Origin of the sequence: Providencia sp. PROV033 (genome assembly GCF_028484855.1) — a bacterium.
Taxonomy (GTDB): domain Bacteria; phylum Pseudomonadota; class Gammaproteobacteria; order Enterobacterales; family Enterobacteriaceae; genus Providencia; species Providencia alcalifaciens.
In genome coordinates this window covers 15,588-31,628 of the sequence record NZ_JAMPSW010000003.1, presented here as the reverse complement: position 1 = coordinate 31,628, position 16,041 = coordinate 15,588, and the positions used below count along the sequence as shown (strand labels likewise).

16 protein-coding genes and 1 pseudogene are annotated in these 16,041 nt (G+C 40.9%); 4 read left to right on the top strand and 13 right to left on the bottom strand.

Features of this window, described 5'->3' with window-relative positions; all coding sequences use genetic code 11:
• The first annotated feature begins 94 nt into the window (after positions 1 to 94).
• Positions 95 to 1,741 (top strand): membrane-bound lytic murein transglycosylase MltF, encoded by a 1,647-nt coding sequence (mltF, locus tag PSF16_RS01335; protein WP_006661291.1) that lies wholly within the window; start codon positions 95 to 97, stop codon positions 1,739 to 1,741.
• On the opposite strand, the gene tadA is transcribed toward mltF, so the two are convergent.
• Positions 1,738 to 2,250, bottom strand: coding sequence for a tRNA adenosine(34) deaminase TadA (gene tadA, locus PSF16_RS01330; RefSeq protein ID WP_006661290.1), 513 nt, complete (start codon positions 2,248 to 2,250; stop codon positions 1,738 to 1,740). The two genes, mltF and tadA, sit on opposite strands and share 4 nt — an antisense overlap.
• Positions 2,251 to 2,336: 86 nt before the next feature.
• Positions 2,337 to 2,983, bottom strand: a pseudogene (gene leuE / locus PSF16_RS01325) (leucine efflux protein LeuE).
• A 189-nt stretch (positions 2,984 to 3,172) separates the two neighbouring features.
• On the opposite strand from leuE, the gene PSF16_RS01320 reads away from it, so the two are divergent.
• Together PSF16_RS01320 and PSF16_RS01315 are read left to right on the top strand one after the other, a co-directional pair.
• Positions 3,173 to 3,622, top strand: coding sequence for a hypothetical protein (locus tag PSF16_RS01320; RefSeq protein WP_006661289.1), 450 nt, complete (start codon positions 3,173 to 3,175; stop codon positions 3,620 to 3,622).
• 250 nt (positions 3,623 to 3,872) lie between these two features.
• Positions 3,873 to 4,133: a YfhL family 4Fe-4S dicluster ferredoxin gene (locus PSF16_RS01315; RefSeq protein ID WP_006661288.1), complete on the top strand. Its 261-nt coding sequence runs from the start codon at positions 3,873 to 3,875 to the stop codon at positions 4,131 to 4,133.
• A gap of 160 nt (positions 4,134 to 4,293) precedes the next feature.
• Here PSF16_RS01315 and acpS read toward each other — a convergent pair whose 3' ends face one another.
• The 11 genes from acpS to rpoE form a co-directional block, all read right to left on the bottom strand.
• Positions 4,294 to 4,677 (bottom strand): holo-ACP synthase, encoded by a 384-nt coding sequence (gene acpS, locus PSF16_RS01310; protein ID WP_006658669.1) that lies wholly within the window; start codon positions 4,675 to 4,677, stop codon positions 4,294 to 4,296.
• Positions 4,677 to 5,408, bottom strand: a complete 732-nt coding sequence (pdxJ, locus tag PSF16_RS01305) for a pyridoxine 5'-phosphate synthase (protein WP_006661286.1) — start codon at positions 5,406 to 5,408, stop codon at positions 4,677 to 4,679. Before pdxJ ends, acpS begins: the two co-directional genes overlap by 1 nt.
• A gap of 246 nt (positions 5,409 to 5,654) precedes the next feature.
• The gene (recO, locus tag PSF16_RS01300; RefSeq protein ID WP_272688648.1) at positions 5,655 to 6,380 is read right to left on the bottom strand and encodes a DNA repair protein RecO; all 726 of its coding nucleotides are present in this window, start codon (positions 6,378 to 6,380) and stop codon (positions 5,655 to 5,657) included.
• An 11-nt stretch (positions 6,381 to 6,391) separates the two neighbouring features.
• Positions 6,392 to 7,300 (bottom strand): GTPase Era, encoded by a 909-nt coding sequence (gene era / locus PSF16_RS01295; RefSeq protein WP_272688647.1) that lies wholly within the window; start codon positions 7,298 to 7,300, stop codon positions 6,392 to 6,394.
• Positions 7,297 to 7,977 (bottom strand): ribonuclease III, encoded by a 681-nt coding sequence (gene rnc, locus PSF16_RS01290; protein ID WP_006658674.1) that lies wholly within the window; start codon positions 7,975 to 7,977, stop codon positions 7,297 to 7,299. The genes era and rnc overlap by 4 nt, the downstream gene beginning before the upstream one ends.
• A gap of 283 nt (positions 7,978 to 8,260) precedes the next feature.
• Positions 8,261 to 9,226 (bottom strand): signal peptidase I, encoded by a 966-nt coding sequence (gene lepB, locus PSF16_RS01285; RefSeq protein ID WP_006658675.1) that lies wholly within the window; start codon positions 9,224 to 9,226, stop codon positions 8,261 to 8,263.
• Positions 9,227 to 9,243: 17 nt separating this feature from the next.
• A complete protein-coding gene (gene lepA, locus PSF16_RS01280; RefSeq protein WP_036963946.1) occupies positions 9,244 to 11,040 on the bottom strand; it encodes a translation elongation factor 4 in 1,797 nt (598 codons plus the stop codon).
• 274 nt (positions 11,041 to 11,314) lie between these two features.
• Positions 11,315 to 11,779, bottom strand: coding sequence for a SoxR-reducing system protein RseC (gene rseC, locus PSF16_RS01275; RefSeq protein ID WP_036963935.1), 465 nt, complete (start codon positions 11,777 to 11,779; stop codon positions 11,315 to 11,317).
• 3 nt (positions 11,780 to 11,782) lie between these two features.
• Complete coding sequence (gene rseB, locus PSF16_RS01270) at positions 11,783 to 12,733, bottom strand: sigma-E factor regulatory protein RseB (protein WP_272688646.1); 951 nt, start codon at positions 12,731 to 12,733, stop codon at positions 11,783 to 11,785.
• Positions 12,733 to 13,356, bottom strand: coding sequence for an anti-sigma-E factor RseA (gene rseA / locus PSF16_RS01265; RefSeq protein ID WP_006658679.1), 624 nt, complete (start codon positions 13,354 to 13,356; stop codon positions 12,733 to 12,735). The genes rseB and rseA overlap by 1 nt, the downstream gene beginning before the upstream one ends.
• Positions 13,357 to 13,413: 57 nt before the next feature.
• On the bottom strand, positions 13,414 to 13,992 hold the full coding sequence (gene rpoE / locus PSF16_RS01260) for an RNA polymerase sigma factor RpoE (RefSeq protein WP_006661282.1): 579 nt from the start codon (positions 13,990 to 13,992) through the stop codon (positions 13,414 to 13,416).
• Positions 13,993 to 14,428: 436 nt separating this feature from the next.
• Between rpoE and nadB the strand changes: the two genes are divergently transcribed.
• Entirely contained in the window at positions 14,429 to 16,030 is a 1,602-nt protein-coding gene (nadB, locus tag PSF16_RS01255; RefSeq protein WP_272688645.1) for an L-aspartate oxidase, read from the top strand.
• The last annotated feature ends 11 nt before the right edge of the window (positions 16,031 to 16,041 follow it).

Here is a 16,041-nt window from a genome sequence, read left to right as displayed (position 1 = left end):
GTTAGAGCAAAATACGAAACCACTGGATTTATAACCATGATTAAACAGTCCCTATATAGAACACAGCACCCGTGCTTACACGAGAAATAATTATTTGAATAACCTAAAAGTTAACTATTTTATTATCGTGGTCATCACCTTACTTGCCACCATGATCATTGGCTTTAATGTCCGATGGTCAAATACGCCAACACCCCAAATCGACAAAATTATTGCGCGGGGAGAATTACGTATTAGTGCAGTAAGTTCACCACTTATCTATATTGATGAGCAACGTCAGCTCCGAGGTTTCGACTACGAGCTTGCTCAAGGCTTTGCTACATACCTAGGTGTTAAACTAAAAATCATTATCCGCCCCACAATTGAGCAAATTTTTGACGACCTCGACAATAGAGATGCTGATATCGCTGTCGCAGGACTTCTGTATAACAAAGATCGCTTAGACACCATGAAAACAGGTCCAAATTATTTAAGCGTGACTCAGCAATTGGTTTACCGTAAAGGGAAAAACCGCCCAAAAACGTTTAATGACCTGAAAGGTAAATTGGTGGTTATCGCCGGAAGTACTCACGCCAGCACTTTAAAAGCACTTTCAGCGCAATACCCTAACCTAAAATGGGAAGAAAGCACCGACTATACGCCAAGCCAATTACTCGAAATGGTTGCAGAAGGTGAAATCGATTATACTCTTGAAGATTCTATTGCGGTCTCTTTGCAACAACGTATTCACCCCAAAGTGGCTGTCGCATTTGACTTGCGTGATGAGCATGCCATTACATGGTATATGAGCCGTCAGTATGACGATAGCTTAGATGCAGCCCTGCTCGATTTCTTTAATATTAGTAATCAAAATGACCTACTCGCTCGCTTAACGGAAAAACATTTTAGCCATGTAGAATCCTTTGATTATTTTGACACTATTACATTTATTAGTGCCATTAATAATAAATTACCTGACTATCAGCATTTATTTGAAAAGTACGCGGAGACGGTCGACACCATCGATTGGAAGCTACTTGCAGCTATCGCTTGGCAAGAGTCCCATTGGGATCCTCTCGCAACCTCCCCGACCGGTGTTCGCGGAATAATGATGCTGACCAAACCCACTGCCACAACGATGGGAATTGAAGATAGGTTAGATCCTGAGGGTAGCATCAAAGGCGGCGCAGCGTATTTGGCCTATATTATGAATCGATTACCAGACTCGATTGCAGATGATGATCGTATTTGGTTTACGCTTGCTGCCTATAACATGGGCTATGGGCATATGCTGGACGTGCGAAAACTCACACAAAAACTGGGTGGTAACCCTGATCGTTGGTTGGATGTTAAAGCTAATTTACCCCTGTTAACGCAACCCAAATACTATTCTCAACTGACTTACGGCTATGCACGCGGGCACGAAGCTTACCGCTATGTAGAAAACATTCGTCGTTATCATCAAAGTTTAGTGGGTTATTTACAGAGTCAGGAGAAAAAACAGAAAACATTAGAGATTGCCAAGAAATCTCATGTTTATGTGGTACTTCCGAATAATGAAACTCAGCTTTCATCGTACGTGATGCCTGCAAAATTAGATATCACACCACAAGCCTCTGCAAATTTAGGTGTATTTGGTCCTAAAGAGAGTAAAAACTCACCTAGCCACTCCCTAGGAAAATACATTCTCTCGAAGCCTACTCGTTCAAGTGCAATTCACAATGAAATGGCGCTATATAACGAGCCTTCTGGAGGGGATTAATCTTCTGGATTTTGCATCAATTTTTCTTGTTGTCGCAGTGCTTTAATCTGTGCTCTACGCATTTTAAAAAATTCGCTGAGCATAGATGAGCAAGCATCTTCAAGAACACCGCTTGTGACTTCAACATAATGGTTTAAACCTGGTTGTGACATAATATTGATAAATGAACCACATGCTCCGGTTTTAAAGTCTTTAGCACCATACACGACCCGCCCAATGCGACTATGTATCATTGCACCAGCACACATAATGCAAGGCTCTAGCGTCACATACAATGTAGTGTCTAATAGGCGATAGTTTTGCAGCGCAGTGCCAGCTTGCTTCAAGGTGACAATTTCAGCGTGAGCGGTTGGATCATGGTTTTCAATCGAGTGATTCCAACCCGTTGCGACTAACTGGTTATCTTTGACGAGTAACGCACCAACAGGGATCTCCCCGGCATCTTGAGCTTTTTTTGCTAACTCAAGGGCTTGAAGCATCCAATATTCATCAATTTCTGACTGTGTCACTCTAACCTCTCACTCATTCAACTCAGACAGTTGATTATTACGAAATGTTAAAGTGACTGCAAATTGAATCGGATATTAATCAATGGCTAATTGCTAAAAATGGCGAGTTTTGCAGCAAATCCCATAAAAAATGCGCCTACCGTACAGTTCCCCAGTTTTGCTAAAATTTGCTTTTCTCGTAAAAAACGGGCGATTAAATAACCACTAAAAATTAATAAGCTTAAATACAAGAAACTGACTGTTTCTAAGATAACCGCCAAGACCATATACGGAATCCAAGCATGGCTATAATTAAAATCGATAAATTGAATAAAGAAAGAGATATAGAATAAAATGGCTTTAGGGTTTGTTAAACTCAGCACCAAGGCACGTGTGAAGTAATTTTCTTTTTTTATTTCAATGTGTTCCATATCAGCTGATAGCGCTTTCTTCTGCCAAAATGTTGCGTACAAAATTTTACAGCCAAATATAAAAGATAAGCCGCCCCTAGATACCGCACGATCATGAATAAGGTTGGAGAAGCTTTGATTACCGAGGCTACCCCAATGAATGAAAGAAAAATCAGAATCGCATCCCCAGTAAACACCCCTATAGCAGCACGATAGCCAGCTTTAGTCCCGTGCGAAGTACTTGATTTTAAGACATACAACGAATTTGGACCCGGAACTATAATGATCAACACCAAGCCCGCCAAATAGGTCCAAAAGTTCAACACCCCTAGATTCTCAAACATAGCCACTTCCTAATAATTTTTTCTTATTACTATCACAGTTAGGATTTATTGTGAATATTCTACTTTTATTAATTTTTAAATCATTTGAATATATAAAACAAACTAATAATTAACATTATTTTAAACCGCTCTTTCGTTAAATATGATTAACACGCAATTAAGTTTTCATAATTTAAATAAGAGGAAAATATGGCTTTTATTAGAAGAACCGTGCAAACAAATATCTTTGAAGAGTTTTATCCAACTACACTCGCATTCAGTGCTGGCAAAAAAAACTATTTTTTAGGGCATTCAAAAGATAAGTCTTACATGATTTACAACATGACGGATGCGGGAAGAATCGAACCTACCGTTGTTGTACAAAAAGGTAAATTAAAGACTTACCTACAAAACATCCAAGCTTTCTACGATTCAGCTCAAAACAAACAGTATCTATACGGTTATAACCTCGATGAAAAAGTTATCGATGTGTATCAAATAGCAGATAACGCAAGTATACAATTAATGTATTCTGAAGAGTTCTCCATCGAAGACTCTATTAAGTCAGCGACCTTCTTTATCATTAATGGCGTACTGCATTTCTATACTCAGTCAGATAAAACTAAAAACTGGTTTATTTACAACTTAATCACTTATTAATTTAATATTTGTGGTTTTCCCAAATAAGGGCTTTTAAAGTCCTTATTTTATTTATATATAAAAAATTCTAATCTTAATTATTTTTGATGAACAACTTGCTGCTGCCTTTTTACGTCTTATTCTTGGGAGCATTTCTTTATCGTAAGTTCAATTTTCTTAACCACAATTCAGTGTCTAATTGATTTACTTCAGTGTAAAATGGCGTTCGAAAACGTATACTACTGGTTTGAATCTGATATAACTAATTGAAATGGCACTATTAATTACTAAAAAATGCATTAACTGCGATATGTGTGAACCCGAATGCCCAAATGATGCAATCTTCATGGGGGCGGAGATCTATGAAATAGATTCTAACCTATGTACTGAATGCGTTGGGCACTACGATAAACCCACTTGCCAGTCAGTTTGTCCCATCACTAATACGATTATCACTGATCCCGAACATATTGAGTCCCAAGAACAGCTTTGGGATAAATTTGTCATGATCCATCACGCCGATAAAATCTAATTTCACAAATACGCTAAATAAGTTTGTTAAAACGACGTGGCTGAGCTCTGCGCTATTCAATTTTGTTTTACTAAAAACCCCATCCATTGAAGTATTCTTTCATTGAGTACTATTTCATTGACTCATTGCCGACCAAAAATAAGTCGGCAATGAATAATGACTACAGACTTTCAATAATCACCGTTGCAGCCGCATAGTGCCGTTCATCTGTAATCGAAACATGAAAATGTGTGGCTTTTAAGTTATTGGCTAGTTTTAACGCTTCACCGCTCAGTGAAAGTAACGGTTTGCCTAGCTCATCGTTTGTAACTTCAAACTGATTAAAAGCCAAACCATTACGGATCCCCGTACCTAACGCCTTAGCCGCGGCTTCTTTCACTGCAAATCGTTTAGCGAGAAAACGCGCAGGCTTAGTTTGTTGCTGATACTGCGTGTATTCATATTCCGTTAAAATTCGTTTCGCTAAGCTATCCGCGGAGCGCTCAATAACCGATTCAATACGTGTAATTTCAACAATATCTGTTCCTAAACCTACAATAGCCATTATTTTCGCGCTTCTATCAATAAGTTTTTCATATCCGACACCGCTTGGGATAATCCACTAAATAGCGCACGACCAATAATTGCATGCCCAATATTTAACTCATAAATTTCGGGAAGTGCAGCAATTCGCTGAACATTATGATAGGTCAACCCATGCCCTGCATTCACTTTAATACCTTTGCCTGCCGCATAACTTACGCCATCGCGAATACGACGGAACTCAAGTTCCTGCTCTTGTTCAGTTTTAGCGTCTGCATAAGCCCCAGTATGGATTTCAATAAATGGCGCTCCACACTCTTGTGCCGCATCAATTTGCTTATGGTCTGCATCAATAAATAAAGAGACTAAAATGCCAGCATCGGTTAGACGTTTTACTGCCGCAGCCACTTTTTCTTTTTGCCCTGCCACATCAAGACCACCTTCAGTGGTGACTTCTTCACGTTTTTCAGGAACCAAGCAGCAATACGCTGGTTGAATATGGCAAGCAATCTTAATCATCTCTTCCGTGACAGCCATTTCGAGATTCATTCGTGTTTGAATGGTCTTATTAAGCAGTTCAACATCTCTATCAGTAATATGACGACGGTCTTCACGTAAATGAATCGTGATCCCATCAGCTCCAGCTTGCTCAGCAACAAACGCCGCTTGAACAGGATCAGGGTATTGTGTTCCTCTTGCATTTCTAACTGTTGCAATGTGGTCAATGTTAACGCCCAATAACAGCTCAGCCATGTTTAACTCCCTATGAATAAACAGTCACTTATTTCGTATCCGCCATATCCTACTGCAATTTATCGCGTTGAGGGAAAAAATCTCTCGTTCTTCACCACCGATTCCAACTTAATACCTGATTTTCATCAATTACATTCACTTTTTGGGAAGCGCTTCGAAGAAAATGGACATAGCTATAAATTGAATTGGATTACTCGTGAGGTTACGGATACAACAAAGGAAAACAGCGTTATCAAATAAAAATAACTAAGACTTGGCTATATTTGCCGAAGGAATAATAAATTGACGGAAGAGTTCACGACTTTTAAGGGGCTTCCCCCCCAGATAGGGTTTTAATGCTATACGAGTAAAACGTTTAGCCGCTTTTAACGTATCGGCATCAGGGAATTCACGTTCTGCTAACGCTTTTAATTGTTTGCCTGTAAATGTGAGTTGGTCAATCACCAAGCTGCCAATGAAACCTTTTTCTTCTCGGTAACGATAGGTCATTGCATCAGAAACAGGTTCACCACTACCAGCACAATGTAAAAAATCAACGCCGTAGCCCAGATAAGATAATAAAGCGAGCTCAAATTGGCGTAAAGCAGACTCCGGAGTGCGTTCACTCCCCGCTAAAATTTGTAAACACTGGAGGTAATCAAAAAATAAGGCAGAGTATGGTGTCCCAAACTCAATGACACGCGCTGTGAGTTCGTTAAGGTATAAACCGCTGTATAAGACAGTACCACTTAGAGGAAGAGCGAGAGAGACGGGATCCGCACTGATGAGGGTTTTGATTTCACCTTTACCACTCCAACGGATTAGTAGAGGTGTAAAAGGCTGCAAGCAGCCTCTTAATGGTGAGCGGTTACGTCTTGCACCTTTTGCTAGCAAACGTATTTTCCCTTCCCCTTCAGTGAAAAAGTCGATTAATAGACTTGTTTCACTGTAAGGACGAGAATGGAGTACAAACGCACGCTGCCAACCACTCACGGTGTCACCGATTATTTTAAATCGTCAACATAGCCCAGACTGCGCAGTGCTCTTTCATCATCTGCCCAGCCGGATTTTACTTTGACCCAAAGCTCTAAATGCACTTTGGTTTCAAACAGACGCTCCATATCAATACGAGCTTCTGTTCCAATGGTTTTCAGCTTGCTTCCTTTATTACCGATAACCATTTTTTTCTGACCTTCGCGCTCAACCAAAATTAAGCCGTTGATATGGTAGCCGCCTTTATCCATAACTTTAAACTGCTCAATTTCGACAGTCACAGAGTATGGCAATTCGTCACCTAAGAAACGCATCAGTTTTTCACGAATAATTTCAGACGCCATAAAGCGCTGAGAGCGATCTGTAATATAGTCTTCAGGGAAGTGATGGATAGCTTCAGGAATATGCTGTTTCACAATCTTCGCGATAGTATCAACGCCAGTGCCTTTTTCAGCACTAATTGGCACCACATCCAAGAAATTCATTTTTTGGCTGATCATGCCGATATGCGGTAATAAACTGGTCTTATCAACTACATTATCAATTTTATTGATTGCCAAGATAACAGGGCAACGCAAACTTGATAACTTATTGAGCACCATTTCATCATCAGGTGTCCAGTGGGTACCTTCAACCACGAAAATAATTAATTCAACATCACCAATAGAGCTGGATGCTGCACGGTTCATCAAACGGTTAATCGCTCTTTTTTCTTCAATATGAAGACCTGGGGTATCAACATAGATAATTTGATAATTATCTTCTGTATGGATCCCCATAATACGGTGACGAGTTGTCTGTGGCTTTCTCGAGGTAATCGAGACTTTTTGCCCCAGCAACTGGTTTAACAATGTTGATTTCCCAACATTTGGTCGTCCAACTATGGCAACAAAACCACAGTGGGATTGTAATTCACTCATTCAATCTCCAAGATTTTCAATGCTTGCTCTGCTGCGGCTTGCTCCGCTTTACGACGGCTTGAACCGATGCCATGAATCGGTTCTTCAATGCCACTGACTTGGCAGTGGATCGTAAATTCTTGATCATGAGCTTCTCCCTTCACAAGCACCACTAAATAGTTCGGTAATGGAAGATGACGCCCTTGCAAATATTCTTGTAGCCGCGTTTTCGGGTCTTTTTGCTTATCACCCGGACTAATTTCATCCAATCTCGCTTTGTACCATGCGAGAATGATTTTTTCGATAGTTTGGATATCACTATCAAGAAAAATTCCGCCAATTAAGGCTTCAACAGTATCTGCTAAGATAGATTCACGGCGGAAGCCACCGCTTTTTAATTCACCCGGCCCTAAACGTAAACATTCACCGAGCTCAAACTCACGAGCTATTTCAGCCAGTGTATTTCCACGCACTAACGTTGCACGCATGCGACTCATATCACCCTCGTCCACTTTTGGGAAACGATGATAGAGGTCATTAGCAATCACAAAACTGAGAATTGAATCACCTAGAAATTCCAGTCTTTCATTATGTTTGCTACTTGCACTTCTGTGAGTTAATGCCTGAATTAATAAATCATTTTGCTTGAACGTATATCCAAGCTTACGCTGTAATTTTTCTAACAAAGAGGGGTTCATGTGCGCCCAACCATTCTACGTTTAATAAAAAAGCACACGCAACAGACCTGTAAAATCAGCTATTTTACAAAACTGTTGCGTTTGCACTGACTCCCGTCAACCATCACTCATAATTAATTGATATTCGAGAAATAACTTCGATGAGTTATCGGAATTTAACGAGGATAATTAATAAATAGGAAGTCAATAATGTTTAAAGCAACATTATTGTACACTGGGTAAAATAATAATGCTTTATGATAATGCGAGTTTTCTCATGAAAACCCGCATTGTCTGAAATGAATTATAGAGGACCAATTCGGCTAAAGCGAATGCCTGTTGGCCATTCGTTTTCTTGTTTATCTAAACTTAACCAGATAAATACAGCACGACCAACTAAGTTTTGTTCAGGAACAAAGCCCCACATACGGCTATCTGAACTATTGTCTCTATTATCGCCCATCATAAAATAGTGTTTTTCAGGCACTATCCACTCATTAAGTGGTAAACCTGGTTGCACATATTTTGATTGAGTAATGTAGTTATTAATCGTCAGTATTTGATGCGTGACGGTATCTAACTGCTCACTGCGACCATACTGGCGCAATGAATTACTCGGTAATGCTTGGTCTACTGGAATCTGATAATTACCATATTGGTTATCTACCACAGAGCTATTTTCAAAAACCATTGTCCACTCACTTGGCTCTAATGGACCATATGTGACGGGCAATTTTTCAGTACATTGATTATCTGCACAGTTTGGATAAATGGTTAATTCTTTCGCTTCTGGGTTATAAATAATTTTATCGCCAGGTAAACCAATTACGCGTTTTACGAAGTCAACATTTGGCTCTTTCGGATATTTAAATACCGCAATATCCCCGCGATTAGGCTTACCAGTTTCGATTAATGTGGTTTGTGTTATTGGATCTTTTAATCCATATGAAAACTTTTCAACCAACATAAAATCACCAACTAATAATGTTGGCATCATCGAACCTGATGGGATCTGGAACGGTTCATAAATAAATGAACGAACAATCAAAACAATGGCTAACACAGGAAAAATTGAGGTTCCTGTTTCCAGCCACGATGGACGACGAACCGCTTTCGCCAGTTCATCCTCGTTCATTGAGCCGTTTGTTACTTCCCGCAATTTTTTAAGTTTCGCCTTACGTGCAGGCGCAAACTTAAATTTATCTAAGCACCAAATAATCCCCGTCACCAGCGTAGCGAGTGTGAGGATCAGGGCAAACGTGTTAGCCATTAAGACTCCTTGTAAACTTAGCTGTCTTTACCTACGTGCAATATAGCAAGGAACGCTTCCTGTGGGAGTTCAACGTTACCCACTTGCTTCATACGTTTCTTACCATCCTTTTGCTTCTGTAACAGTTTCTTCTTACGGCTAACGTCACCGCCATAACATTTGGCAAGAACGTTTTTGCGCAGCTGTTTCACTGTAGAACGAGCAATAATGTGGTTACCGATTGCCGCTTGAATTGCAATATCAAACTGTTGACGTGGAATCAGCTCTTTCATTTTTTCCACCAGTTCACGTCCGCGATACTGAGAGTTACCACGGTGAGTGATCAGAGCTAATGCGTCCACACGTTCGTTATTGATTAAAACATCTACACGCACCATATCTGATGTTTGGAAACGTTTGAATGAATAATCCAATGATGCATAACCACGGGATGTCGATTTTAAGCGATCGAAGAAATCCAGCACCACTTCTGACATTGGGATTTCATACGTCAATGAGACCTGATTACCGTGATAAACCATGTTGGTTTGTACACCACGTTTTTCAATACACAGAGTGATAACGTTACCTAAATACTCTTTAGGCATTAGCATGTGACACTCAGCGATCGGCTCTCTTAACTCTTCAATGTTATTCAGCGGCGGTAATTTTGATGGGCTATCCACATAAACCACTTCACCATTAGTTTGCTGAACTTCATACACTACCGTTGGTGCCGTCGTGATCAGATCAAGATCGTATTCACGCTCTAAACGTTCTTGAATGATTTCCATGTGCAGTAAGCCAAGGAAACCACAGCGGAAACCAAATCCTAATGCCGTTGATGTTTCTGGCTCATAAAACAGAGAGGCGTCATTCAGGCTTAATTTACCTAATGCATCACGGAAAGCTTCATAATCGTCAGAACTGACCGGGAACAAACCCGCATATACCTGAGGTTTTACTTTTTTAAAGCCAGGTAATGCTTTATCTGCTGGGTTACGAGCTCCCGTTAAAGTATCCCCGACAGGTGCGCCAGTGATATCTTTAATTGCACACACTAACCAGCCTACTTCGCCACAGTTCAGTACATCACGGTCAACTTGTTTTGGTGTAAAAATACCAAGGCGATCCGCGTTGTAGACATTTCCTGTACTCATGACTTTTACTTTATCGCCTTTTTTCAATGTTCCGTTTTTAATACGGATCAGAGAAACAACGCCTAAATAGTTATCGAACCAAGAGTCGATAATCAGCGCTTGTAAAGGGGCATCTCCATCACCTTCTGGCGGTGGAATTTCTTTCACTAAACGTTCGATAACATCTTGAACACCGATACCGGTTTTCGCAGAACAACGAACGGCATCATGGGCATCAAGACCCACAATGTCTTCAATCTCTTCAGCTACGCGCTCTGGATCAGCGGCTGGTAAGTCAATTTTGTTAAGGATCGGAACCACTTCCAGATCCATCTCAATAGCGGTATAGCAGTTTGCTAGAGTTTGAGCCTCAACCCCTTGGCCAGCATCCACAACTAATAATGCGCCTTCACACGCCGCCAATGAGCGGGATACTTCATAGGAGAAGTCTACGTGTCCAGGGGTATCGATAAAGTTCAGTTGGTAGGTTTCACCATCTGAAGCTTTATAGTCGAGCGTAACGCTTTGCGCTTTAATGGTAATACCACGTTCACGTTCCAGATCCATAGAGTCTAAAACCTGAGCCGCCATTTCACGGTCAGTTAAACCACCACAGATTTGAATAATACGATCCGATAATGTGGATTTTCCATGGTCGATATGTGCAATGATCGAAAAGTTTCTGATGTTTTTGATTTTCAAGGTAATATCTTCTTTTAAATTGCCTTACAAAATCAGTTTTGAGCAAATTTCGCTACAAAACTAAAATGCTATGATTATCACAAGATTGCTAATTAGCAGCATTTTACATACAAGAACCCACTAACACAAAGATTCAATGTAAAACAACTGTAAACTTGCCAAAGTTTAATAAGTTACTTATTTCGTTTTTTTTCATTTTGAACGACTAAAAACAAAATCGCCTGTAGTGAAAAGCATAACTACAGGCGATTAAGGTATACAGTGACATTCAACAATGTGCTTGAACGCTGATTTCCCCAGGAGGCAGTCCTATTTGTAACACGATAGGCTCAAAGTCGATTTTATTTCGCCAGCGAGAAGCCACTTTTCTTGCCGTAAAAAAGCCAACAAAACCGCCTAAAATACCAGTTAGAGCAACCCAAACTTGCTCTAACTGAGCTGATTGAGCCAATGCAGCAAATAAAAATAGTCCGATTAATGGCGTTAAATAGACTAGCATTGCTGAGCGAAGTAAGCTTCCCTCAGGAATACCAACTTCAATTTTTTGCCCCACGACTAATGGCTGCTCAACGTCAATTTCCAACTCATGCTCTGTGTTAGGTCCGATTTTATTTAAGGCATAAGAGCCACAGGCTGCGCGAGCACTGCAACTTCCACAACCAGCAGACGAACCATAACGCAATAATGCTCGCCCCTTTTGCCACCTAACCACTGTTGCCCATTCTTTTACCATGATTTACTCCCGAAACTGAATGCTACTCGCAATTAACTGTGATGTTGGCAGCGGCAGCTCACCTATTATCGTAATCACATTTTGCTTTTGAGTCATGGTGTAAATTGTGCGACGACCATTTTGCAATGGCTGATCAAGTAAAGGACCTTTCGACGCTTTTGTCACATTGACCGAAAATGTAAATAAACCGTCACTAAACATCGCGGTTTCTACAATATCATCTTTATTCAGTTTTCCCGTCGAACGTGAAACTTCCTCAAATCCTGGTGGTAACATGCCCACTTGCCATTTAAACGCTGGGTTTTCATTCTTCGGTGATAATAATAATGGTGGGAGATTCACATTGCTCAGAGATTTCAATGAGTCTTGTACATTCTTGCTGTCTAATACCGTCGAAATGACCCGAAACTGCTCCAACGTTTGATTATTATTATCCAATAAATCAACACGCAGTGGCAATTTAGTTTCTTCATCGATTAATAGCACATAATTGAATCGGGAATTATCTTTTGAAATGATACGGATCACTAATGCAGGTTTATCGCCAATATGGGTACGACCAGCATCAATAAAATTATAATACGGCTGAATTTTTTGATAATCAGCAAAAATAACCGTTGGCAAATTATCGATGATGTGTTCACCATTGAGGCTAAATGCATCAAATCCAGGTTCAAAATAGCTAATTCGATTGCCATTTTGCACAATTTCTCGTCGAGATGAATCCATTTGGATCATTTGAGAAACAGGAATACCATTGAGAATCGCATGACGATAGCGAACAGGGACGATATTTTGTGGACTTAGTGTCATGAAAGACATTTCATATGACAAGTTCTGGGCAGCCGTTCCCATTTCTTTAAAAAGAACATCGGCATCCGTAGATGATGCCGACGCTTGATTAGATATAATCAGGCTGCCCGTCAGGCAGATGACGGATAACCATTTGTTCATTATTGCTGTTTAACTCCAGCTGATGCGCTATTTTTATCACTGTCGTGAAGCTGTTGATTCAGCATCGAACGTCTTTCAATTTCATACTGTTGTAGCATGGCATTGATACGTTGATTTTGTTGTTCAATTTGTTGAGTTTGCTGTTCAGTGCCAAACAATTGGCTATCTGAAATATTTAAACTCACTGGCGCACCACGTCCAACGGGAACGGTATTGAATACGGGATCATCCACAGTAGAATCAACACTATTACTTTGATTGTATTGTTGAACACCCACAATCACCGCGAGTGACACACATGCTGCTACGCCAATTTGTGTAATTTGGCTTGCCCATGGACGAATTTTGTTCCAAAACGGGAAGCCACTCCAGCTTGCTGGTTCTGGCTGTGACTCAACAACTGCCTGAGGACTAATTCGCACCGCTTCATTTTCTAGCGCTGCCGCAACTTTACTAGCAATATCAAAATGAATAACATCGCCAGTATCATTGCGCAGAGTATCACGAACAAGATGATAGCTCTCCCAACGTTGCTTTAACGTTGAATCACATGAAATGGTATTAATGAGTTCTAAATCTAGAGCTTCACCATCCATCATTGCGGAAAGTTTCTCTCTTTGCATGCCCAATTACCTTCAGTTAATTGCTCACAGTTAAATGGTAACTCGCGATCCAACCAATTAATGCTGTTGGATCAACGGCTGAACTTTTTCATCAATTGCTTCCCTCGCCCTGAAGATCCGTGATCGGACTGTGCCTACAGGGCAATCCATCACTTCAGCTATCTCTTCATAACTTAAACCATCAAGTTCTCGTAATGTAATTGCCATTCGGAGATCCTCTGGCAGTGACTCAATGGTACGGAAAACAACTCGCTTTAATTCATCAGACAACATTAAGTTCTCTGGGTTCGAAATTTCTTTCAATGCACCGGCTGATTCGAAGTTTTCTGCGTCACTAGCTTCAAGATCTGACGCGGGAGGACGCCGGTCTTGAGCGACTAAATAGTTCTTTGCCGTATTGACAGCAATTCGATAAAGCCAAGTATAAAAAGCACTGTCGCCACGAAACGAACCTATTGCACGATAAGCCTTAATAAATGACTCTTGCGCGACATCAGGCACATCTGCTTGTGGTACATAACGAGAAACGAGACTTGCAACTTTATGCTGGTATTTAATTACCAGTAAGTTGAAAGCTTGTTGGTCGCCTTTTTGTACTTTCTCAACCAAGATTTGGTCTGTCAGCTGCTCGCTCATTCCAGGATCCATCTCCTGAACACAGATTGATAATGACTTAGCTTGTTCATCTTCTCCCTTCCTTAAGCAAGCCTAACTTCGAGTAATAAAAACTGATGAAGTTCAATTTATTCCGAAAAAAACCGAAAATAATTCCAAAAAATGAGATCTAAGTTTCTTAATCGATCCCATCGATCCTTGTGAGCACTACCTAATAGTATACACAAAACAGGCATATATGCGGCACGAATACATGGCATTTATTCATTCGTATAATCATCTATCATTTAGCTCGCTATGATTTCTCTAACAAAATATTTTTTAGCAAAATAGTCAAACAACGCACCGCTAAATTATCGCGCTCGCCGATGACGCTAAATGTGGATTAATGCATAGTCAGAGGCAGCTCGATAGGCTAACATAAAATTCTCTATAGAAACACAATACGCAAATACTTATGAACACATCCACACAGCATGACACTGATATTTTAATCATTGGAAGTGGTGTCGCAGGATTATCAGCCGCACTCCGGCTAGCACCCTTTCATCAAGTGACGATTCTCAGCAAAAGCACACTCAATGAAGGTGCTTCCTATTACGCTCAAGGCGGAATTGCCGCTGTTTTTGATGATACAGACAGCATCGAATCCCATGTTGATGATACCCTCATCGCAGGCGCTGGGATTTGTGAACGAAGCGCAGTGGAATTCATTGCCTCAAACGCGAAGCATTGTGTTCAATGGCTGATTGACCAAGGCGTACTTTTCGATACCGAGGTCAACGAAACGGGAGAAACCCAGTATCATCTCACTCGAGAAGGTGGACACAGTCATCGTCGTATTCTGCACCACGCAGATGCAACGGGAAAAGAAGTTGAAACCACCCTTGTGAACCTTGCTTTCAACCACCCAAATATCCAGATCAAAGAACGTTATAATGCCGTTGATTTGATCCTCGAAGACAAAGCACAAAAAGCAACTCACTCGCGCATTGTTGGCGCCTATGTTTGGAACCGTCAAAAAGAGCAGGTCGAAACGATTCGGGCCAAAACGGTTGTCTTAGCCACAGGCGGTGCAGCCAAAGTCTATCAATATACCACCAATCCCGATATTTCATCTGGTGATGGCATTGCGATGGCATGGCGAGCGGGCTGTCGAGTCGCTAACTTGGAATTTAACCAATTTCATCCAACGTGTTTATTCCACCCCCAAGCACGTAATTTTTTACTCACCGAAGCACTACGAGGCGAAGGGGCTTACCTAAAACGCCCCGATGGTAGCCGCTTTATGCCCGACTATGATGAGCGTGGTGAATTAGCGCCACGGGATATTGTAGCTAGAGCCATTGACCATGAAATGAAGCGCCTCGGCGCTGACTGTATGTATTTGGATATCAGCCATAAATCACCGGATTTTATTAAAAATCACTTCCCTACGATTTACGCCAAATTACTGACATTAGGGTTAGACTTAACCCAAGAACCGATCCCGATCGTTCCCGCAGCACATTATACCTGTGGCGGTGTAGTCGTTGACTCGACTGGCATGACCGATATTCCTAATTTATATGCTATCGGTGAAGTGAGTTATACCGGACTACACGGTGCTAATCGCATGGCATCTAACTCGCTACTCGAATGCCTTGTGTATGGATGGGCAGCGGCGGAAAACATCATCAAAACAATCGATGCAATCCCTGCCGTTTCTCACCTACCAGAATGGGATGAGAGCCGAGTTCATAATTCTGATGAACAAGTTATCATTCAGCATAATTGGCATGAATTACGCTTGTTTATGTGGGATTACATGGGGATCGTTCGCACAACAAAACGCCTAGAACGCGCCTTGCGTCGTATTCACTTACTTCAGCAAGAAATTAATGATTACTATGCTAATTTCCGAATTTCCAACAATTTGTTAGAGCTACGAAATTTAGTACAAGTCGCAGAATTAATGGTGCGTTGTGCCCTTGAACGTAAAGAAAGCCGAGGCCTTCACTACACGTTAGATTATCCAGAGCTTTTATCTGAATCCGGTCCAACTATTCTAACGCGATAATATTGTCGTGA

Bases quoted from the DNA above. Each gene is read 5' to 3' on its own strand.
- PSF16_RS01320 (WP_006661289.1), top strand. From the start codon at position 3,173: ATGGCTTTTATTAGAAGAACCGTGCAAACAAATATCTTTGAAGAGTTT.
- PSF16_RS01315 (WP_006661288.1), top strand. From the start codon at position 3,873: ATGGCACTATTAATTACTAAAAAATGCATTAACTGCGATATGTGTGAA.
- acpS (WP_006658669.1), bottom strand. From the start codon at position 4,677: ATGGCTATTGTAGGTTTAGGAACAGATATTGTTGAAATTACACGTATT.
- pdxJ (WP_006661286.1), bottom strand. From the start codon at position 5,408: ATGGCTGAGCTGTTATTGGGCGTTAACATTGACCACATTGCAACAGTT.
- era (WP_272688647.1), bottom strand. From the start codon at position 7,300: ATGAGTGAATTACAATCCCACTGTGGTTTTGTTGCCATAGTTGGACGA.
- rnc (WP_006658674.1), bottom strand. From the start codon at position 7,977: ATGAACCCCTCTTTGTTAGAAAAATTACAGCGTAAGCTTGGATATACG.
- lepB (WP_006658675.1), bottom strand. From the start codon at position 9,226: ATGGCTAACACGTTTGCCCTGATCCTCACACTCGCTACGCTGGTGACG.
- rseC (WP_036963935.1), bottom strand. From the start codon at position 11,779: ATGGTAAAAGAATGGGCAACAGTGGTTAGGTGGCAAAAGGGGCGAGCA.
- rseB (WP_272688646.1), bottom strand. From the start codon at position 12,733: ATGAACAAATGGTTATCCGTCATCTGCCTGACGGGCAGCCTGATTATA.
- rseA (WP_006658679.1), bottom strand. From the start codon at position 13,356: ATGCAAAGAGAGAAACTTTCCGCAATGATGGATGGTGAAGCTCTAGAT.
- rpoE (WP_006661282.1), bottom strand. From the start codon at position 13,992: ATGAGCGAGCAGCTGACAGACCAAATCTTGGTTGAGAAAGTACAAAAA.
- nadB (WP_272688645.1), top strand. From the start codon at position 14,429: ATGAACACATCCACACAGCATGACACTGATATTTTAATCATTGGAAGT.